General features: G+C 55.9%; 18 protein-coding genes. 15 read left to right on the top strand and 3 right to left on the bottom strand.

Annotation, left to right across the window (positions count from 1 at the left end):
* Positions 1 to 62 precede the first annotated feature (62 nt).
* From HUV30_RS10780 to dapA, 12 genes are all read left to right on the top strand, one after another.
* Entirely contained in the window at positions 63 to 1,286 is a 1,224-nt protein-coding gene (locus HUV30_RS10780; RefSeq protein ID WP_174405445.1) for a M20 family metallo-hydrolase, read from the top strand.
* A 63-nt stretch (positions 1,287 to 1,349) separates the two neighbouring features.
* Entirely contained in the window at positions 1,350 to 3,233 is a 1,884-nt protein-coding gene (gene mnmG, locus HUV30_RS10775) for a tRNA uridine-5-carboxymethylaminomethyl(34) synthesis enzyme MnmG (protein ID WP_174405444.1), read from the top strand.
* A gap of 478 nt (positions 3,234 to 3,711) precedes the next feature.
* The gene (locus tag HUV30_RS10770; RefSeq protein WP_174405442.1) at positions 3,712 to 4,773 is read left to right on the top strand and encodes a PilZ domain-containing protein; all 1,062 of its coding nucleotides are present in this window, start codon (positions 3,712 to 3,714) and stop codon (positions 4,771 to 4,773) included.
* Between the two features lie 118 nt (positions 4,774 to 4,891).
* Positions 4,892 to 5,710, top strand: a complete 819-nt coding sequence (locus tag HUV30_RS10765; protein ID WP_174405441.1) for a hemolysin family protein — start codon at positions 4,892 to 4,894, stop codon at positions 5,708 to 5,710.
* A 95-nt stretch (positions 5,711 to 5,805) separates the two neighbouring features.
* Positions 5,806 to 7,314, top strand: coding sequence for an apolipoprotein N-acyltransferase (gene lnt, locus HUV30_RS10760; protein ID WP_276512313.1), 1,509 nt, complete (start codon positions 5,806 to 5,808; stop codon positions 7,312 to 7,314).
* A gap of 19 nt (positions 7,315 to 7,333) precedes the next feature.
* A protein-coding gene (gene prfB, locus HUV30_RS10755; RefSeq protein WP_174405437.1) for a peptide chain release factor 2 occupies positions 7,334 to 8,444 on the top strand; the annotation gives its coding sequence in 2 pieces (ribosomal slippage) (positions 7,334 to 7,408 and positions 7,410 to 8,444; 1,110 coding nt in all).
* Positions 8,431 to 9,300: a GGDEF domain-containing protein gene (locus HUV30_RS10750; protein WP_174405435.1), complete on the top strand. Its 870-nt coding sequence runs from the start codon at positions 8,431 to 8,433 to the stop codon at positions 9,298 to 9,300. Before prfB ends, HUV30_RS10750 begins: the two co-directional genes overlap by 14 nt.
* 14 nt (positions 9,301 to 9,314) lie before the next feature.
* Positions 9,315 to 10,130: a MinD/ParA family protein gene (locus tag HUV30_RS10745; protein WP_174405433.1), complete on the top strand. Its 816-nt coding sequence runs from the start codon at positions 9,315 to 9,317 to the stop codon at positions 10,128 to 10,130.
* Between the two features lie 123 nt (positions 10,131 to 10,253).
* Positions 10,254 to 10,529 (top strand): HU family DNA-binding protein, encoded by a 276-nt coding sequence (locus HUV30_RS10740; RefSeq protein ID WP_174405432.1) that lies wholly within the window; start codon positions 10,254 to 10,256, stop codon positions 10,527 to 10,529.
* The gene (locus HUV30_RS18580) at positions 10,522 to 11,412 is read left to right on the top strand and encodes a UshA-like (seleno)protein family 2 (RefSeq protein WP_420705183.1); all 891 of its coding nucleotides are present in this window, start codon (positions 10,522 to 10,524) and stop codon (positions 11,410 to 11,412) included. The genes HUV30_RS10740 and HUV30_RS18580 overlap by 8 nt, the downstream gene beginning before the upstream one ends.
* A gap of 63 nt (positions 11,413 to 11,475) precedes the next feature.
* The gene (dapF, locus tag HUV30_RS10725; RefSeq protein WP_174406164.1) at positions 11,476 to 12,309 is read left to right on the top strand and encodes a diaminopimelate epimerase; all 834 of its coding nucleotides are present in this window, start codon (positions 11,476 to 11,478) and stop codon (positions 12,307 to 12,309) included.
* Positions 12,310 to 12,380: 71 nt separating this feature from the next.
* Complete coding sequence (gene dapA / locus HUV30_RS10720) at positions 12,381 to 13,262, top strand: 4-hydroxy-tetrahydrodipicolinate synthase (protein ID WP_174405427.1); 882 nt, start codon at positions 12,381 to 12,383, stop codon at positions 13,260 to 13,262.
* A 92-nt stretch (positions 13,263 to 13,354) separates the two neighbouring features.
* Here dapA and HUV30_RS10715 read toward each other — a convergent pair whose 3' ends face one another.
* From HUV30_RS10715 to modB, 3 genes are read right to left on the bottom strand one after another with little or no spacing between them, the layout of a single operon-like run.
* Positions 13,355 to 14,131 carry an ABC transporter ATP-binding protein gene (locus tag HUV30_RS10715; RefSeq protein WP_174405425.1) on the bottom strand — a complete coding sequence of 259 codons (777 nt, stop codon included), beginning with the start codon at positions 14,129 to 14,131 and terminating at the stop codon, positions 13,355 to 13,357.
* A 21-nt stretch (positions 14,132 to 14,152) separates the two neighbouring features.
* Positions 14,153 to 14,899, bottom strand: coding sequence for a molybdate ABC transporter substrate-binding protein (modA, locus tag HUV30_RS10710; RefSeq protein ID WP_174405423.1), 747 nt, complete (start codon positions 14,897 to 14,899; stop codon positions 14,153 to 14,155).
* An 18-nt stretch (positions 14,900 to 14,917) separates the two neighbouring features.
* Positions 14,918 to 15,589 carry a molybdate ABC transporter permease subunit gene (gene modB, locus HUV30_RS10705; RefSeq protein ID WP_174405421.1) on the bottom strand — a complete coding sequence of 224 codons (672 nt, stop codon included), beginning with the start codon at positions 15,587 to 15,589 and terminating at the stop codon, positions 14,918 to 14,920.
* 444 nt (positions 15,590 to 16,033) lie between these two features.
* On the opposite strand from modB, the gene HUV30_RS10700 reads away from it, so the two are divergent.
* The 3 genes from HUV30_RS10700 to HUV30_RS10690 are packed head-to-tail and all read left to right on the top strand — an operon-like array spanning position 16,034 to position 19,557.
* The gene (locus HUV30_RS10700) at positions 16,034 to 17,911 is read left to right on the top strand and encodes a long-chain-fatty-acid--CoA ligase (RefSeq protein WP_174406163.1); all 1,878 of its coding nucleotides are present in this window, start codon (positions 16,034 to 16,036) and stop codon (positions 17,909 to 17,911) included.
* A 24-nt stretch (positions 17,912 to 17,935) separates the two neighbouring features.
* Positions 17,936 to 18,415 (top strand): D-aminoacyl-tRNA deacylase, encoded by a 480-nt coding sequence (gene dtd / locus HUV30_RS10695; RefSeq protein WP_174405416.1) that lies wholly within the window; start codon positions 17,936 to 17,938, stop codon positions 18,413 to 18,415.
* A complete protein-coding gene (locus HUV30_RS10690; RefSeq protein ID WP_174405415.1) occupies positions 18,412 to 19,557 on the top strand; it encodes a SpoIIE family protein phosphatase in 1,146 nt (381 codons plus the stop codon). Before dtd ends, HUV30_RS10690 begins: the two co-directional genes overlap by 4 nt.
* The last annotated feature ends 4 nt before the right edge of the window (positions 19,558 to 19,561 follow it).

The following is a 19,561-nucleotide window of genomic DNA, read 5'->3' as shown; positions in this document are numbered from 1 at the left end:
GCCGTGCAGAATGGTATGGAAAGCCTCCTGTGCCCGCCAACCATCATCACCGGAGCATAGTCATGCTGGAACAACTCTACACCTTTCTCGACAACCAGCGCGATCTTGTCATCGAACTGCAGACGCAAATGACGGCCCGCCCTGCCCTCTGCCCTTCCGCAGGCGGCATCGGGGAAATTGAAAAGGCCGAATATCTCAAAGGGTGGCTTGCGGCCAACGGCATCACTGATGTTGAAGAAGTTCGCGCCCCTGACGATCGCGTTCCCTGCGGTTACCGCCCCACGCTCATCGCCCGCGTTCCCGGCAAAAGCTCCAGAACCGTGTGGCTGCTTGCCCATACTGACGTCGTACCCACCGGCGATCTGGCCCTGTGGACCAATGATCCCTGGCAGGTGCAGGTAGACGGCGACGTTCTCTGCGGACGTGGTGTGGAAGACAACCAGCAGGGCATAGTTTCATCCCTGCTCACCGCCAAGGCCCTTGTGGCACAAGGCGTTACGCCCGACTTCACGCTGGGCCTCATTCTTGTGGCCGATGAAGAAACCGGCAGCAAATACGGCCTTGACTACATCATGCAGACCAAGCCCGAACTCTTTGCCAAGGACGACCTGATCGTGGTACCCGACGTGGGCAATGCAGACGGCTCCATGATCGAGGTGGCGGAAAAATCCATTCTCTGGCTCAAGGTGACCGTGCGCGGCAAGCAGTGCCATGCATCCCGCCCCGCCCTCGGCATCAACTCGCTCGAAGCCGCAGCAGAGATGATTCTCAAGGTGCGCAGCCTGCACGACACCTTCCCCCGCGTGGACGAACTGTTCGAGCCCAATATTTCCACCTTCACTCCCACCAAGAAGGAACTGAACGTCGAGAACGTGAACACGGTTCCCGGTCTTGATGTCTTCTACATCGACTGCCGCGTGCTGCCCGGTTACGACCTTGCAGACGTGCGTGCCGCCATCCGTAAGCTGGCTGATGAAGTGGAAGCTTTCAGAGGTGTTTCCATCAGCCTTGACGATGTTCAGGCCAACCAGTCCACCGATGCCACTCCGGCCGACTGTGATGTGGTAAAGCGCCTTGCCGTGGCCATCCGCGAAGTCTACAACGTAGAGGCTCGCCCCATGGGCATAGGCGGAGGCACAGTTGCCGCACACATGCGTGTTCACGGTCTTGAAGTGGCCTGCTGGAGCACCCTGAGCGGCAATGCCCACCAGCCTGACGAAAAATCACTCATCTCCATCAACATCAATGATGCCAAGGTGATGACCCGCCTGCTTTTCGACAAGTAGGTCAACAACATTCACGACTACCAGCTCCGGGGCACTTTGTGCTCCGGAGCACCCCTAACGCCCATGCTGAAGTCCCTGCCCCCGGAAGTTTTTGACGTCATCGTCGTAGGTGCCGGCCATGCCGGATGCGAAGCCGCCATGGCGGCAAGCAACCTTGGCCTGAACACCATGCTCATGACCATAAACGCCGATCATATCGGCGCCCTTTCCTGCAATCCTGCCATCGGCGGGCTTGCCAAAGGACATATGGTCCGCGAAATTGACGCACTTGGCGGCATGATGGGTCTGTGGGCCGATCAGGCAGGCATACAGTTCCGCACGCTGAACACCAGCAAGGGCCCCGCAGTGCACGCCACCCGCGCCCAGATTGACCGCGACGAATACATGCGTGTGGTCAAGCGTGACATCTATGCGCAGGAAACACTGTGGGTCTGGCAGGACACCGCTGAAGAGATTCTGGTGGAAAACGGCCGCTGCGCCGGTGTTCGTACCCGCCTTCAGCAGACCTTCCGCGCCAGCACCGTCATCATCACGGCAGGCACCTTCATGCGCGGGCTCATCCATGTGGGGCTCACCAATTTCGCCGGCGGCCGCCTTGGCGATCCTGCCGCCATGAATCTTTCTAAATCCCTTGAGTCCGTGGGCCTGACCCTCGGACGGCTCAAGACAGGCACCACGCCGCGTCTGCTGAAAAGCAGCATCGATTTTTCCGTCATGGAAGAGCAGACAGGCGACACCCCGCCGCCCCTGTTCAGCTTCCGCTCCACGGAAGCAAAAATGCCGCAGTTGCCCTGCCATGTCACATGGACCAACGAACAGACCCATGCGGCCATTCGCTCAGGGTTTGACCGTTCGCCCATGTTCACGGGCGTGATTGAAGGCACGGGCGCACGCTACTGCCCTTCCATCGAAGACAAGGTGGCGCGCTTTCCCGAAAAGGGACGGCATCAGATTTTTGTCGAGCCGGAAGGGGCAAACAGCCCCGAATGCTACCCTAACGGCATTCCCACCAGTCTGCCGCTGGATGTGCAAAAGGCCATGATCGCCTCCATTCCCGGTCTGGAAAAAGCACAGATCGTGCGCCCCGGCTATGCCATTGAATATGACTACGCCAATCCGACCCAGCTGCACGCCACGCTGGAAACCAAATGCCTGTCCGGACTCTATCTGGCTGGACAGGTCAACGGTACTTCCGGCTATGAAGAAGCCGCGGCGCAGGGCCTCTGGGCAGCGCTCAATGCCTTCTGTACCCTGACGGGCAGAGCCCCCTTTGTTCCCGGCCGCGACCAGGCATACATGGCCGTGCTGGTGGACGACCTTGTCACCAAGGGAACCAAGGAGCCGTACCGCATGTTCACGTCCCGCGCCGAGCACCGCCTGCTGCTGCGCGAAAGCAATGCCGACAGACGGCTGACCGCCATAGGCCGAGAGCTCGGACTTGTGAAGGATGAACAATGGGCGCAATACTCCGCAAAACATGCGGCTCTGGATACCCTGCTTGCGGAACTGGAAGAACGCCGCATCCGTCCAGATGCCGAAACGCGGGCCATTCTTGAAGGCATGAATGAGGCCTCCCCCAGCAAAGCCATAACCCTGGGAGACCTGCTGCGCAGACCGGCGTTGCACATAGCCGATCTGGTTCCCTTCTGGCCCGAGATAACGAGCTTTCCCGAAGAATCTCTGCGCGAAGCGGAAACGATAACCAAATACGCCGGTTACCTGCGCCGTCAGGAAGAACTGGTGGAACGCTTTGCGCGCTCCGAACACACTGTGCTGCCCGAAGACATGGCATACGGCGAGGTCTCCGGTCTGACCCGTGAAGCAGTGGAAAAGCTGAGCAGCATCCGCCCCCGCACTCTGGGGCAGGCATCCCGCATATCCGGCATAACTCCTGCCGCAATTGCCTGCCTTGAAATCCACCTCAAAAAGCTGGAACGCAGAGCCTGATCCAAATCCGGTTTTCCCTGCAGCACATCAGTGCCTGCACGCTCCATATCTGCAGGCTTTTCAGTTGCATATGGACCTGTTCTTGCAATATAAATTGCCTCGGACTGCAAAATTTTCTTTGCGTGCCACGGCCGCGCGAAAAGAGAATTCTGCAGCGGAAGAGACAGGCTGCCCGCAACAGCTCCGGAAAAGTCTCGCACACCAGGCAACATACTGATTGTAAACAACAAAATACTTCTTTCTGGCTTTATGCTTCTGTTTTCCGTTCCTGTTATCCACTATACCGCCCCCATTGCCCATCGGGTGGCAGGTGACGGGTAGTTGACTGTACCGGCATTTTCTTCTTTATATATAATGGATAGTCGGCCTTGCGGCAGACCTTTCGCGGTACACGGAAAACCATGCAGACTGCTCGCCCGTCTGAAAAGGGGCAAGCAACCGGAAAAACACATAACCTATCCGGATAAGAAATAAGACCGTGCGATTTCCCATGATCACCGCAGTGGACAAGACCACAGACTATTTCTCAGAAATCAGTCGCAGTTTCACCGACACATCTGCCCGCGAGATGGTTTCCATGCAGGTCATAATGGTCCTGCTGGCTGTTGTTGCGGTGCTGGTTGCCATCATCATTATCATGTGGCTACGCTCCAAGCGCTCCGCAGTATATGTTCCGCACGGCTGGGTACTTGATCCGCAGTCCATACGAACCGATCTGAAAAACGCCATGGACCAGCGCAGCAAGATGGAGCTCCAGTTTCATTCCGAAACAGACAAACGTCGCTCCACCTTCTGCATCCTGTATGACCTGGGAGCGGACTCTGTGACGATGGAGTGTTCCTCCCTGAAAAACATCAGCAGCAACTGGCTCGGCAAAACCGTAGACTGCTACTTCCGCATGCAGGACGAGAAGCGTACACCCCAGCACTACATGTTTACCTCATCCATTATCGGCATACGGCCCGTAGGCAACGAAATCTGCCATCTCAACCTCTCCGTTCCCGAGAAACTGGAAATGAAGCAGAAGCGGGCGGCACTGCGTGTTGATCCGCCGGAGCAATACATCATGGGCATTGCTCTGTGGCCTGAAAAACTGCTCGCCGATGCCAAGCATGACATGAATTTCAAGAACTGGGGCAAACCCGTTCTCAGCTTCATTCCCGGCAAGCGCGCGCAGGTGCGGCTAGTCAATATCTCCGCGGGCGGCGTCAAGCTGCATATCAAGCGCCACGATGCCAAGGAATGCGGGCTTTCATTCAACATAGGCGACAGAATTTTCATTCTGCTGGACCTGTGGGAGCCGGAGACCGGCACCAGAACCCGTTACTGGCTGCTGTGCCGTCTGCAGATGCCCTATGTGGATTTTGAAACCCGCGATGTGGACCTCGGCCTGCAGTTCATACAACGGGCCGAAGCCGTGGAAAACGCCCATGGAGAGCTCTACTGGCTGCCACCATTGCGCGGTAATGAAGTGGATGAAATTGGCAACTGGGCCATGCGGCGCCATCTGGAACTGTACCGGGAAAAGGGACTTGAATAGAAATTACGCGTTCCCGTTTCTTTGCGCTTGCGTCATGCGTGCGTGACAGATATTGTCCCACAATTCAGAAGGACAAACACTGGCCTTTAATCAAAAAACCTTAACAAGGAGACTCGTTTTGGACGGAGGTTCGGACAGTCGACTCTGGTCGCTGATCAGTAACATTTTTAACAACAAGTCCGGAGACAGTGTGGAGAAGGCTATTCTCGAAGCCCGCGAAGAAGGCGAGCTTGAGGCAGCTGAAGGTTCCATGCTCCTTAACGTACTGAGCCTTGACGAGACTCAGGTGGACGAAATCATGGTGCCGAGAACGGACATCCATTGTATCGAACTGAGCGCCTCCATCAACGATGTCGTCAATCTCATAATCGAATCCGGGCATTCGCGAATTCCCATTTATGAAGGAAATCGCGACAATATCGTCGGCGTGGCCTACGCCAAGGACGTGCTGCGTTATCTGTACGATCCTGCCCTGCACAAAACTCCTCTCAAAAACATAATGCGCAAACCCTTCTTCGTGCCCGAAACGAAGATGGTGAGCGACCTGCTGCAGGAATTCCGGGCCCGCAAACTCCATTTCGCCATAGCCGTAGATGAATACGGCGGCACTTCGGGCGTTGTCACCATTGAAGATATTCTGGAAATCATCGTGGGCGACATCGACGACGAGTATGACCTTCCCAAGGAAGAGGACATCAGACAGCTTGAGGATGAAAGCTACATGCTCTCGGGCAGAGCCCTGCTGGAAGAACTTGAACCCTTGCTGGGCATACGCCTTGCCTCGGAGCAGGTGGAAACCATAGGCGGCTACCTCAGCGAGCTGGCAGGCCATGTTCCGCAGGCGGGAGAAACCTTCATGCTTGAAGGCTACCGCTTTTCCATCAAGTCTGCCAACGCCAAGATGATCCAGACCATTCTCGTCGAAAGGCATGAATAATCACGGGCCCGCACCTGCGGGCCCGTTTTTCTTGGTTAAACGACGCGTCTTTACCTCTTGACCTTTTCCCGAAAACCCATTCTCCTCTGCGCACCATGCAAGCACTACTCATCCTCCTCGCCGCCTCAGGCCTTTTTTTCGGAATGGCGAATCAACTGGCGCACCTGCCGCCGCTGGTTCTGATTTTTCCTGCCATCCTCTATTACATGGCAACCGGAGAAACCCGTTCCGCCAGTGTTTTCAGGCGGGCGCTTCTGGCCGGCATTCTCGGGTACACGGCATGCATATACTGGGTGGCCGTACCGCTTGAAGAACAGACCGGAATGCACTGGTCACTTGCCATGCCCGCTCCGGCCCTTCTTGCCACCTACCTGGCGCTCTATGCAGCGTTGTTTGCGCTTGGCGTGCGCCTTATGCGCGACAAACTCCCGCCCATGCTGCGAGCACTGTTTGCAGGGCTGCTCTGGGCATCCCTCGAATTCCTTCGGGGCACTCTGTTCACCGGCTTTCCGTGGGCCATTCTTGCCTCGGCATTTGCCTCGTGGCCCGCTGCACTACAGCCTCTCTCGCTCATGGGCAGCTATGCTTATTCCGGTGTCATGGTGTTTGTCATATGCCAGCTCATCGAGGCTGCGAGAACCCGCAAGCCCGCCCCGCTGGCAGCCGGTACTGCAGCAATCGCCCTGTGCGCAGCATGGTCGCTGTTTGCGTGGAACACTCCCATACAAACAACCGCTCCCGTCCGCACAATCATGGTGCAGGGCAATATAGATCAGGGGCAGAAATGGGTTCCCGCCTATCAGAACGGCACCGTCCACAGATACGTAGACATGACGCACGGGGCCCTGACCAACGCTCCTGCCGACCTTGTAGTCTGGCCGGAAACCGCCATGCCCTTCTACCTTCAGGAAAAGAAGGAATATCTTTCCCTCGTCCGCGAACTCGTGGTCGCGGAGAAAACACCGCTTCTGGTGGGCACCCCCGCATATGCCGCAGGAACCGATGGCCGCAAGTGGAACACCCTTAACCGGGCCTATCTGCTCACCCCCGACGGGTTGATGAATAGCTGGTATGACAAGGAGCACCTTGTTCCCTTCGGCGAGTACCTGCCCTTTGGCCAATACCTGCCCTTCCTCGAAGTATTTTTCGAGGGAACAGGCGAGTTCCAGACCAGTTCTGCCATCCATCCGGTTTCTTACAGCAATCTTGCCTTGGGTGTGCTCATCTGCTACGAAACCATTTTTCCGGAACTGGCACAGCAGCGAGTGGAAGAAGGGGCAAACCTGCTGGTCAACATCAGCAACGATGCATGGTTCGGCAAAACTGCCGCTCCGGAGCAGCACCTGCACCTTGCCGTGCTCAGGGCTATCGAACAGGGACGTTATCTGATACGATCCACCAATACCGGCATTTCCGCCATCGTGGACCCCAAAGGCACCATCATAACCAGAGGTTCCCTGTTCCGGGCTGAGACCGTGAACGGCATAGCCGCCACCGTCAGCCGGACCACACCATATCACAATGCCTTCACGTTCATCCACGTTCTGCTGATCGGCGCATGCCTGTCGTGCATTGGCTACGGAATGACGCGAAAGAACCCTTAACCAATCAGACTATAAATATATGTTACATCTTGCAGATCTGCGTACGCAAAGCCAAACTCTTTTCGAGCAATTTTCAACCCTGTGGAGGCGGCTTTGACCTTGATGCCTCCCAAGCCCGTCTCGACGAAATAGAAAAACAGCTTTCCAGCCCCGGAGCATGGGATAAGCCGGATAAGCTTACTCCTGTTTTGCAGGAAAAAAGCAGCCTTGAGACAGAGGTGAACCGCCTGCAAGCTCTCAAGCGCGCCAAGGAAGACCTTGAAGAATGGCTGCTGCTCGCAGAAGAGGATCAGAGTGCCGAAATTCTGGAAACCCTTGAAGCGCAGACCAACCTGCTTGAAGAATTGCTGCAGATAACGGAAATGAACATGCTTCTTTCCGCGCCGGAAGATTCCAAGGATGCCATTCTGGAAATTCATCCTGGCGCAGGCGGCACCGAGGCGCAGGACTGGGCGCAGATGCTTCTGCGCATGTATGTGCGCTGGGCAGACGCGCAGGGCTTCAAGGCAGAATACCTCGATTTTCTGGACGGGGATGAAGCAGGCATCAAAAGCGTAACCCTGCGTATTCGCGGTACGAACACCTATGGCCTGCTCAAGGGTGAACGGGGCATTCACCGCCTCATCCGCATTTCACCCTTCGACTCTTCGGGCAGACGCCACACCTCGTTCGCGTCTGTGGATGTGATTCCCGATGCCGGAGACGATATCGTGGTAGACGTCAAGGAAGCAGACCTTCGCATTGACTTCTTCCGTTCCAGCGGCCCCGGCGGGCAGAGCGTTAACACCACCAGCTCCGCTGTGCGCATCACGCACATTCCCACCGGCACCGTGGCCCAGTGCCAGAATGAGAAGTCGCAGCATGCGAACCGCGATTCTGCCATGCAGATTCTCAAGGCAAGAATATACGATCTCGAACTGCGCAAACGGCAGGACGAACGGCAGGCCGAATACGCCAACAAGATGGATATCAGTTTCGGCAGCCAGATTCGCACCTACACCCTCCAGCCATACCGGTTGGTCAAAGACCATCGGACAAACTCGGAAATGGGAGACGTCGAAGCCGTGCTCAACGGTAAGATCGATGTATTCCTGAGAGATTTCCTGTTGTATCTCCATGCAGAAAATTAAGACATACGGCTCCCGGGACATCCCCGAAGACCTGCGTCCGCTGTCGTGTGAGCTGGATTCGTTGCGGGACCTGCTGCTCCAGCTCGCAAGGGAACGTACGGATGGCCCCAAGGACGGCCTCATAGCCGTTACGCGCATGCTGTCCGGCGTCACTGTCGAACAGTGGAACGATGTGGCAAAACTCTATGGCCTGCAGGAATGGCTTGCCCTTTCGCTGGACGAATCGGCGTGCCTGAACCTGAACAATCTGCTCAACGCCCTTGAGGATCTTGCCCATCAATCCGAGCACGATCCGCTTACCGGCCTTGAAAACCGCAGGGCTTTCAACCGCAAGATGCAGATGGAAGCCGAGCGCGTGGAGCGCAGCAACAGCACAGTCAGTCTTGTCATCATAGACATAGACAACTTCAAGAACGTAAACGACACCTACGGTCACCCATGCGGGGACGAGGTACTCTGCGGTCTTGCCGATGTTCTTATCGAAGCCAAACGCGTATACGATGTTGCCGCCCGCCTCGGAGGCGAGGAATTCGCCCTGCTGCTTCCCGGAGCCAGTGCACTCAAGACAAAATCGATGGTGGAACGAGTTTTGCAGCAATTTTCTGAGCAGAAGTTCGGCTGTGAAAATCACGAGCCCTTCTCCTGCACTTTTTCCGCCGGGGTGGCCTGTATGAACGGCCGGGGAAGCACATCCATCACCCAGCTCATGGAACTGGCTGACAAGGCTCTCTACGAGGCGAAAACAAGCGGAAAAAATTGCGTACACGTTGCCCGGCAGAAACCGGATTTCGAATACGACCGCTCCACCATGGTACACTCCAATGAAAAACAGTTCCTCTTTTCAGGAACTGATTAATACCCGGTATGAACATGCGCACGAACAGAACTCTCAGTGTTTCCGTACTCAGCGGCAAGGGCGGCGTAGGAAAATCCAACATCGCTCTCAATCTCGGATACTGCATGTTCCGCGGGGGTTTTCCCCTGCTTCTCATGGACTGCGATCTCGGGCTCGCAAACCTTGACGTACTCATGGGCGTCGCTCCCGAAAACAACATGCAGAATCTGCTGGATTCTGATATGGACCCGCGGGAAATAGCTGTCCACATCGAACCGGGCGGCTTCGACTTCCTTCCGGCGGCATCCGGCGTACCTGAATTGGTCGAGATGGATTCCGACCTGCGCGCCATGCTCTTTCGCAAGCTGGACCCGCTGTTCACAGGGTACGACTATCTTTTCATGGACATCGGCGCAGGGATAAATCCCACGGTTCTGGCTTTTGGTGCCATGACGCATGTACGCCTGATCATCGTAACTCCGGAGCCTACTTCGCTGACAGACAGCTACGCGCTCATGAAAGTGCTTGCCACGCAGCACGGTGTGCGGGATTTCCACGTTATCGTGAACCAGGTTGAAGACAAGCGCGAAGAGGAAATAACCTTCAGGCGCCTTGCTGCGGCATGTGACAAGTTCCTCGGCTTCACCCCGCACCTGCTTGGCGGCATCCGCCATGACAGAATGGTCACTGAATCCGTCAGAAAGCAGAAACCGCTGCTGAAAATGGCGCCGGGTTCGCCTGCAGCACAAGATATGTTTGCCCTTGCGGTCAAGTTGCAACGCATGCGTGTTTCACTGCGCGACAAGATTGCCGACGGCCCTTTTTTAACTGAGACAAAGAGTTTCTTCTAATAACCGCTTGAATATCAGAATGATTTATTACATACTCCACATGCCCAATTTGTGTTAGCTGCAAAATTCTTGATCTCTAACCACAGCGCATGCCCACATGCCCGCATTTGCCCGGAGTAGGTGATGAACAAAAGTGAACTCATCAAGACCCTGTCCGACGAGAACAACATCTCAATTGAAGAAGCGACCACCGTGGTCAATATCTTCGTAGACAGCATGAAATCCGCCCTTGCCAACGGCGACCGCGTTGAAATTCGCGGCTTTGGCAGCTTCAAACTCAAAGATTACGGCGGATATACCGGAAGAAACCCCAAAACCGGTGAAATTGTTAAGGTTAACCCTAAACAGCTTCCCTTTTTCAGGGCCGGCAAGGAACTCAAAGAATTTCTCAATGAGTAGAACAAGGCGCCTGACCGGCGCCGGCCGAACTGCCATCCTTGCCGTCCTGTTGAGTGTGCTTGCATTGCTCACGGGAAAAGCGGCAGAAGCACACGACGCGCAGAACCTTCCCGTTCTGCGCATTGTGTTTTTTGCCAACGGGTATGGCGAGCTTCTCCCCTGCCCTTCCTGAGGCGGTAAAACGATCGGAGGGCTGGCCCGGCGGGCCGGTAAAATTGCATCATTCAAGATTCTGGGCCCTGCCATCGTCATCGGCGGCGCTGGTGAATTTACCACTGCCGCAGGCGGCGAGCTTGCTCCGGAGTCTGCACCCTACCTCATCACCGCTTTTGAACGCATGCAGGTAGACGTAGGGTGGATGGGAACCACTGCGCATGATTGGTTTTTAGGGCATACAGGCAAAGTGCCTAACGGCTTCCGCCTTGTTGACCAAAGACCGGTTGTGCAGCAGAGTGTCATCGGAGAAAGGCGTATAGGGGTTGTTCTGTTCCCCGCAGTACAGAACGATCCTTCCGCGTCAGACGCTGAACTCATTCGGATTGCGGACACGCTCCGTGCCGAATGTGACCTCGTGATAGGGGTCAGCCCGTGGGGAACCCCCACGGAACGGGAATTTCTCGCTGCTGCCTCCGGACATTACGATGTTCTGCTCGGCAGTGGCGCAGGTGGAGGAATGCGGGGCAACATGGACTCGAAAGGAACCATTTTATGGGCCAGAGGCTACGCCAAAGGCAAGGCGCTGGCAGTGCTGGAACTCATGGAATGGCCCCGGAGAACCCGGGACTGGGAATGGAAAGAGATTGACAACGTCCGCTTCCCCGTTGTCAATCTTGACGACTCCGTTCCGCCGGACCCGGTGATCGAAGCCATGCCCACCCCATGAATATAAACGCGAGAACGGGCACATATCGCATACATTGCAAGGAGTTATTCGTTGAACAGGAACATGAATGCAGTCCCCATCCATAAGATGCAGGGCTGCGGCAACGACTTCGTGTTCATTGACAACAGAAAGCTTGCGCTGCCCGTGTCAGCCATGGCGGACTGGGCAAAAAAAGTCTGCCGCCGCGCCTTTGGCGTCGGAGCAGACGGCCTTGTCTTTCTTGAAGAGGCTCCCGATGCCTCAGTTGATTACCGCTGGCATTTCTACAACGCAGACGGTTCCCGGGCAGAAATGTGCGGCAATGCATCGCGTTGCGCCGGTCTGCTGGCAGTAAAGCTGGGATTTGCCGGTCCGGTGCACACCTTCGGGTCCGACGCAGGCCCCATCCGTGCTGAGGTGGATGTCGAGAACTGCGAGGTAAAGGTACAGCTCACCCCGCCCAAGGGACTTGAACTGAACAAGTCCGTCGATATGCCCGGTCTTGAAGGCACAATTCACTTCGTGAACACTGGTGTACCGCACGCCGTTTACATCCATGACGATGCGGCAGGTCTGAACGTGAAAACCCTTGGTGCGCATGTCCGCTATCACGCGGCATTCGCCCCTGCCGGAACCAACGCGAACTTTGTGACCGTGCTGGACCGGAATAACATTCATCTGCGCACCTACGAACGCGGCGTGGAAGACGAAACCTATGCCTGCGGCACTGGTGCCGCGGCAGGTGTGGTTGTCACCAACGCTCTGGGACTTACGGAATCATCCGTCAATGTCCGCAGCTCCGGCGGTGAAATACTCGGCATATCCATTGAAAATGGATGCGTCCACCTCAAGGGCAAGGCGCTGAACGTCTATTCCGGTGAAATGTATCTTGAGGCTCTCGGCCTCACCCTACCCTAAGGAACAAACGGCCCGCTCGTCCGCAATTCCAGAAGCGGACGAACGCTCCGACAGCGAGAAGAGGAGGCTATATGCAGTTTACGGGTGCGTTTACAGCGCTGGTAACGCCTTTCAAGGATGGCGTTATCGATGAAGAGCGCTACAGGGAACTGATCGAGTGGCAGATTGAACAGGGCATCAACGGTCTCGTCCCCTGCGGCACAACCGGTGAGTCCGCCACTCTTTCACACGAGGAACATCGCGAAGTCATCCGCATTTGTGTGGAACAGGCCAACAAGCGGGTGCCGGTTCTGGCCGGTGCAGGTTCCAATAATACCAAAGAAGCCATCGATCTCACCAGATTCGCCAAAGAAGCCGGTGCCGACGGTGCTCTGCTCATCACGCCCTACTACAACAAACCCACGCAGGAAGGGCTGTATCAGCACTTCAAGGCCATTGCCGGCGAAGTGGACATGCCCTTTGTTCTCTACAATGTTCCCGGCCGCACCGGCACCAACATGCTGCCCTGTACCCTTGCCCGTCTGTTCAAGGATATTCCGCAGGTGAAGGGTGTGAAGGAAGCCACGGCCAACCTGACTCAGGTTTCAGACATCATCGAACAGTGCGGACCGGACTTCCAGGTTCTTTCCGGCGACGATTTCACTGTGCTGCCTCTGCTTTCTCTCGGCGGTTGCGGTGTTATTTCCGTTGTGTCCAACATCATTCCCGGAAAGATGTCGAGCATGTGCAAAGCCTTCAAGGAAGGTGACATCGCCACGGCCCGCAAGCTGCACTTCGGTATGCAGGGCCTGTGCAGAGCCATGTTCATAGAAACCAACCCCATTCCCGTAAAAACCGCCCTTTCCATGATGGGCAAGATAGGCCTTGAGCTGCGCCTGCCTCTTGTTCCCCTCATGGAAAATAACGAGAAGACCCTGCGGTGCTGCCTGCAGTCCCACGGCCTGCTCGGCTAGTCGGCTAGACATTCTGTTCTGACCAAAACGAAAGCCCGCAGGCGCTGCCTGCGGGCTTTTGTTTTTCCAGGTCTCGGGAACAGTCGGGATGACTACTGCAAATTATAGGCAGACTGGATGACTGTTCCCACGGAACCGGCCATATTTTCGCCGCGCCCTGCCAGTTCTTCCGCATCCAGAATATCGCGCACGCCACCCTCGGCATACACGGCAACGGTGTCGGCAAAATAGCAGGCTTCGTCTATGTCGTGCGTCACCAGAATCATCGGAATGGAATAGTGATTCAGAATACGTGCAAGCTCTTCGCGCATACGCAGCCGCAGGGGCTGGTCCAGCGCCGAAAACGGTTCGTCCAGCAGCAGAACTTCCGGTTTGGAGGCCAAGGCTCTGGCCAAAGCCGTCCGCTGACGCTGGCCGCCGGATATGGCAGCAGGTCGGGCGTTTGCAATCTGGCCAAGCCCGAACACGTCCAGCACCTCATCAACCGTCTTCAGTTCTTCACGCGAGAGCCGCTTGCTCCAGCGCTTCATGCCGAACACCACGTTTTCCCGCACCGTGCAGTGCGGAAAGAGCGCATAATCCTGAAACACATACCCTATGCGACGCTGCTGCGGCAGCACATTGATCCCCTGCGCTGAATCATAGAACACGTGGCTGCCTATGGCTATTCTGCCGGAATCCGGCTGCACCAGCCCCGCAACTGCCTGCAGGGTAATGGATTTTCCGGAACCTGACGGCCCGGCAAGCACAAGATTGCGGACATCGCAGGCAAGGCGGGTCTTCAGCTCGAAAACACGCCCCTCCTTCCGGCAGAACAGGGACTTGCGGCAATCGCCAAGTCTCACTTCAATGTCGATGTCAAACTGCATGGGATCACAACTTCCTCAGGTCTACTGAACCTTGAATCCATATTTCTTCAATACTTCACGCCCTTCTTCGCCATTCAGGAAAGAGAAGAAGGAAGCCGCACCGGACGGATTGGGAGCCTTGTTCAATACGGCTGCAGGGTATGCAACAGGCTTTTCGAGGGGAATTTCCGCAACCGTGGTCACCGCAGCGCCGCCCTTGGCAGCATCGGTTCCGTATACAAAGGCGGCATCAACCTCGCCGCGAACAAGATAATCCAGAACCTGTCTGACGGATTCGCCATACACAAACTTGGGGGCAAGCGTGTCCCACATGCCGAGCTTTACCAGAGCGGCCTTGGCATACTGCCCCGCGGGAACGGTTTCAGGTGTTCCCACGGCAATCATGCGCACCGGAGCAGAAGACAGATCCTTCACAGCACCTACCTTGGCAGGATTACCCGCAGGCACGGCCAGCACCAAGCTGTTCTGGGCAAATATGGTCACGTTTTTCTTGTCCGCAAAACCCTGCTCAACAGCCTTGTCCATCCACTTTGCATTGGCAGAGGCAAACACGTCAACAGGTGCGCCCTGCTCTATCTGCTTATACAGGGGGCCGGAAGCGGCAAAGTTCATGACCACATCCGTATCGGGATGCAGCTTTTCGTAACGAGCCTCGATTTCGGTAAAAGCATCCGTCAAACTGGCGGCAGCTGACACCATGATTTCTGCAGAGTATGCGGAAGAGACCAGACCCAACGTCATTACCAGTGTGAAAATGAACCGTTTCATACTACCAACCTCTCCTTGTCATGCGTTATTCGGAGAAACCAATTTCCCCGTTACTACCAGCAATACCACGCAGACGATGCTGACAACGCAGACGAGTATCGTTGCGAGCCCGTCGTTACCAGCCTGAACCGCACTGTATACGGCAAGGGAAAGGGTCTGCGTGCGTCCGGGCAGGTTGCCCGCCACCATGAGAGTTGCGCCGAATTCGCCCATGCCGCGGGCAAAGGCGAGCATGGTGCCTGCGAGCACGCCTCTGAATGCCAGAGGCAATGTGACCCTGAAGAATATCTCCCACTCGCCTGCTCCAAGAATGCGTGCGGCCTGCAGATAACTGGGCGGCACACTCTCAAAGGCGGCACGGGCGGATTTGAAAACAAGAGGAAAGGAGACGACAGCAGCAGCGACAACAGCCCCCTGCCACGTAAACATGAGGCGTATGCCCAGCTCCTGCTCAAGCCACTGCCCAAGCAAGCCGTTTCTGCCTATCACGACAATCAGATAATAGCCGAGCACGGTGGGGGGCAGCACCAGAGGCAGCGAACATGCGGCATCAAGCCAGTCGCGCCCCGGAAAATTCTTCCTGCAAAGCAGATAGGCAGCAATAATGCCGGCACCGGCAGCGATAAGCGTGGACCAGAAGACCACCTTCAGTGTCAGCAACAGCGGGATCAGCACTTCCTGTAATTGCATTCTCCAACCCCGTAAGGCTTGAGCGGGCAAACATGCCGCGTGAATATCAATTATGTTCCGACGAACATATAAAACATCTGGCATACCACCGTCATTAAGACAAGGTGTTATTACATACGCATGAATCTGCACAAGGCATGAAATACAAAGCTGTATGCACTGTTTCAGGGTTGTCTGATCACACAAATATGTAAGGTCCGCACCATTCGGCAATTGTCAGACATAAACGATTCAAAAGTGGCAATACAGCGAGGGTGTAGAGTGCATATCGCATGAAAGTGAACACTCATCCTGCATCCTGCCGCAAAATCAATACCTTGCTCTAATTGCAACACCATTGTAAAAAGACAGCCCATCACGCACCGGCGGGACAGGGCATGTTCTCAGCGCGCCAGCATGCAGAATGCAGCGGGCATTTCAACCACCCATTACAAAATCAATTTCATGAGCGAGCAGACCACTTCTTACGCATTCCCCTGGCTGGGACACTATGACGAGGGCGTTCCGGCCTCCATCCAGTATGAAAGCCTCCCTCTGTATGCCTATCTCGACAGGGCTGCGGAAAACCATCCCAATCGCACTGCCATTGTTTTCCGCAACAAGAAGATCAGCTACAAGAAACTGCTGATAATGGCAGAAACCGTCGCCGCCAACCTGCGGCGCAACGGAGTTTCTCCCGGCGACAGGGTTTCCGTCATGATGCCCAACCTGCCGCAGACCATTGTGGCCTTCTGGGGAATTCTCAAAGCGGGTGCCGTCGTTGTCATGACCAACCCGCTGTATATGGAAAAGGAGCTTGTCCATCAGATAGAGGATTCCGGCGCTCAGCACATGATAGCGCTCGACCTGGTATGGCCCAAGCTGGAAAAGCTGCGCGACAAGCTGCCCATCAAGAAATATTTCATCACCCGCATTTCAGAGAGTCTTAATTTCCCGCTCAATCTTCTCTACTCGCTGAAAACCAAACGCGACTCTTCGCACCAGCATGTTCCCTTTGACGGCAAGCACATTCTTCCCTGGAAAGTGTTGACTGAAGGAAGCGACAGGTTGAGCACCCCCGTTGCCAACCCCACAGAAACACTGGCGCTTCTTCAGTATACGGGCGGCACAACGGGCATTGCCAAAGGTGTTATGCTCACGCATTTCAACCTTGCCGTTAACGCGCAGCAGTGCAACGCCATGCTTAAAAAGCTGGCCAGCGAGCACCATATTTTCCTCGGAATACTGCCCTATTTTCACGTATTCGGGCTCACGGTCTGTCTTGTCTTTCCTACCATGCTGGCCTCCACGGTCATTCCCTTTCCCCGTTTCGTTCCCAAAGACGTGCTGGACGGCATTCAGAAATACAAGCCCACCATTTTCCCCGGTGCCCCGTCCGTCTACATTGCGCTCATGCAGCAAAAAGAGATCGGCAACTACGACCTCACCTGCATCCGCTACTGTATCTCCGGCTCATCACCCATGCCTGTCGAGCAGACCAAACGCTTTGCCGCTCTTACCGGAGCCAGCATCATAGAAGGCTTCGGCCTGACGGAAGCCTCTCCCGTCACGCACCTCAACCCCATAGACAGCGTGCACAAAATTGGCTCCATCGGTGTTCCATTTCCGGATACCGAGGCACGCATCGTGGATATGGAAGTTGGCTCCGTGCCCCTGCCGGCAGGGAAGATCGGTGAACTCGTCATCCGGGGACCGCAGGTCATGAAAGGCTACTGGAACCGCCCGGACGAAACCGCATCCACCCTGCGCAACGGCTGGCTCTACACCGGCGACATCGCCACCATGGACGAAGACGGCTACTTCTTCATCGTGGACCGCAAGAAGGACATGATCATCGTTGGCGGCTACAACGTGTATCCGCGCGAGATTGACGAAGTGCTCTATGAGCATCCCAAGGTTCTGGAGGCCGTGACCGTAGGCGTGCCTCACCCCACGCGCGGCGAGATCATCAAAGCGTATGTTGTTCCCAAGGCCGGAGAAAAACTGACCAAGGGCGAGATCATAGCCCACTGCCGCGAGCAGCTTGCCAACTACAAACTGCCCAAGCAGGTGGAGTTCCGCGACGAGCTTCCCAAGACCATCGTGGGCAAGGTGCTGCGCAGGGCTCTGCGCGCGGAAGAGGTGCAGCGCATTTCCGATGCAGCCGCGGAAGTAACCCATGAAGACAAGGCCAGCATGGCCAACTTCCTTGTTACAGACGACATGATCCCCGAGGCTGACGAAACGCCATCTTCCGAAACATGCACCTGCGAAGGCGCTTCCTCCGGCCGGAAGAAGCAGGAAGAACGCAAGCAGGATGCCTGTGACGATGCAGACATGTAACAGCACAAGTGCCGGGAGCCTGTGATGAAACTGCTCATCCAGAGGGCAAAGCAAGGCCGGGTAACGGTGGACGGCAACATTGTCGGCAGCATCGGCACCGGTCTTGTGGTTCTTGTCGGTTTCGGCCAGCATGACGATGAATCACTGCCTGCAAAGAAAATTTGGCAGACACTGTTGAGCAAGATGCTGGAACTGCGTATATTTCCGGATAAGGCAGGAAAAATGAATCTCAGCCTGCCGGAGTTCGGTGGCCAGATTCTGCTCGTTCCTCAATTTACACTCTATGCCGATGTCCGGCGCGGCAGAAGGCCATCATTTACAAATGCCTGCCCGCCGCCTGTCGCTCTCGCTCTCTTCGAGCGGTTCGTGCACGATGTGCGCAGCGCAATGCCCGGACCGCAAGACGTGCAATGCGGTTGTTTCGGGGCGGAAATGGACGTTTCGCTCACAAACTGGGGCCCGGTGACAATAGCTCTTACAGACAGCGACTTCGAGAAATCATGACAACCACAGCAAACCCCGCCCCCGCAATACTCATCGCAGATGATTCGCGAATGACCCGGGCCTCCCTCAAGGCAATGCTCGGCGACACGAGAACCCTGCATGAAGCGGAAACGGGAGCGGCTGCGCTGGAAAGCTATCTCACATTCAAGCCGGACATTATCCTGCTTGATCTGCTCATGCCGGAAGAAAACGGTCTCGCTGTTATCCGCAGCATCCGCAAGGATCATAACGACACAGACACCTACATCATCGTCCTCACCGGCGAGGAAGACCCCGATCTGCACACCCTGTCCCTCAACATGGGGGCAAATGACTTTCTTGCAAAACCCTTCAGCAAGGCGGAGTTGCTTGCGCGCATCGGTGTTGCCGAACGGCAGACCGCAATAACCAAGCAGCTGCGGGAATATTCCACACGTATCCGCAAGGAAATAGAACTGGTCGCCCACCTGCAGCAAAAACTGCTGCCGGATGCAAGCCCGCTTATTCCCGGCATCCGCATAGAGAGCATATACAATCCGTCCGGGCATGCGAGCGGTGATTACTATGACTACTTCACCCTGCCGGACGGGGTAACACTGCGGGCCATAATTGCGGATGTTTCCGGCCACGGCGCACGGGCCGCCTTCATCATGGGCATTGTGCGCACCCTGTTCCGCCTGACCCAGATGCGGACCACAACACTGGTGGATACTGTGCAGCTCATAAACAAGCACCTGCTCGAAACCATTGGGACGGAAGCGGACTTCGTCACGCTTTTCTGTGTGGACTTCGACACGCGGAACGGATCGCTGGAATACATTAACGCGGGGCATTGCCCGGCCATTCTGCGGCACCCGGACGGCACCATAGAAACCTTGCATGCCAATGTTCCCCTGCTCGGCTTCTTTGATGTCGCAACTGAATCACTGCATTGCAGCTTCAAATCCGGCAGCCGGATACTTCTTTATACGGATGGATTCTTCGACTGGCGAATGACGGACGGAGCCCTGTTCTCACTTTCCCGTTTTCTGGAGATAGCTTCGGCGCACATGTCTGTTCCTGCCGACTACGTTGATTCGTTACAAAATAGCTTGACGCAGGAGGCGGGAGGAAAGCAGAATTTCAGGGATGATGTAACCGCACTCTGGATTGCAATGGGGTAGCCGC

Origin of the sequence: Desulfovibrio subterraneus, from assembly GCF_013340285.1 — a bacterium.
Classification (GTDB): Bacteria; Desulfobacterota; Desulfovibrionia; order Desulfovibrionales; family Desulfovibrionaceae; genus Halodesulfovibrio; species Halodesulfovibrio subterraneus.
Note: the sequence above shows the minus strand (reverse complement) of the source record. Positions and strands in the feature narration are given on the sequence as shown.

What these genes read in the sequence shown, in the direction of transcription:
- HUV30_RS10780 (WP_174405445.1), top strand. Translation starts at nt 63, where the DNA reads ATGCTGGAACAACTCTACACCTTTCTCGACAACCAGCGCGATCTTGTC.
- mnmG (WP_174405444.1), top strand. Translation starts at nt 1,350, where the DNA reads ATGCTGAAGTCCCTGCCCCCGGAAGTTTTTGACGTCATCGTCGTAGGT.
- lnt (WP_276512313.1), top strand. Translation starts at nt 5,806, where the DNA reads ATGCAAGCACTACTCATCCTCCTCGCCGCCTCAGGCCTTTTTTTCGGA.
- HUV30_RS10750 (WP_174405435.1), top strand. Translation starts at nt 8,431, where the DNA reads ATGCAGAAAATTAAGACATACGGCTCCCGGGACATCCCCGAAGACCTG.
- HUV30_RS10745 (WP_174405433.1), top strand. Translation starts at nt 9,315, where the DNA reads ATGCGCACGAACAGAACTCTCAGTGTTTCCGTACTCAGCGGCAAGGGC.
- HUV30_RS10740 (WP_174405432.1), top strand. Translation starts at nt 10,254, where the DNA reads ATGAACAAAAGTGAACTCATCAAGACCCTGTCCGACGAGAACAACATC.
- dapF (WP_174406164.1), top strand. Translation starts at nt 11,476, where the DNA reads ATGAATGCAGTCCCCATCCATAAGATGCAGGGCTGCGGCAACGACTTC.
- dapA (WP_174405427.1), top strand. Translation starts at nt 12,381, where the DNA reads ATGCAGTTTACGGGTGCGTTTACAGCGCTGGTAACGCCTTTCAAGGAT.
- HUV30_RS10715 (WP_174405425.1), bottom strand. Translation starts at nt 14,131, where the DNA reads ATGCAGTTTGACATCGACATTGAAGTGAGACTTGGCGATTGCCGCAAG.
- modA (WP_174405423.1), bottom strand. Translation starts at nt 14,899, where the DNA reads ATGAAACGGTTCATTTTCACACTGGTAATGACGTTGGGTCTGGTCTCT.
- modB (WP_174405421.1), bottom strand. Translation starts at nt 15,589, where the DNA reads ATGCAATTACAGGAAGTGCTGATCCCGCTGTTGCTGACACTGAAGGTG.
- HUV30_RS10700 (WP_174406163.1), top strand. Translation starts at nt 16,034, where the DNA reads ATGAGCGAGCAGACCACTTCTTACGCATTCCCCTGGCTGGGACACTAT.
- dtd (WP_174405416.1), top strand. Translation starts at nt 17,936, where the DNA reads ATGAAACTGCTCATCCAGAGGGCAAAGCAAGGCCGGGTAACGGTGGAC.
- HUV30_RS10690 (WP_174405415.1), top strand. Translation starts at nt 18,412, where the DNA reads ATGACAACCACAGCAAACCCCGCCCCCGCAATACTCATCGCAGATGAT.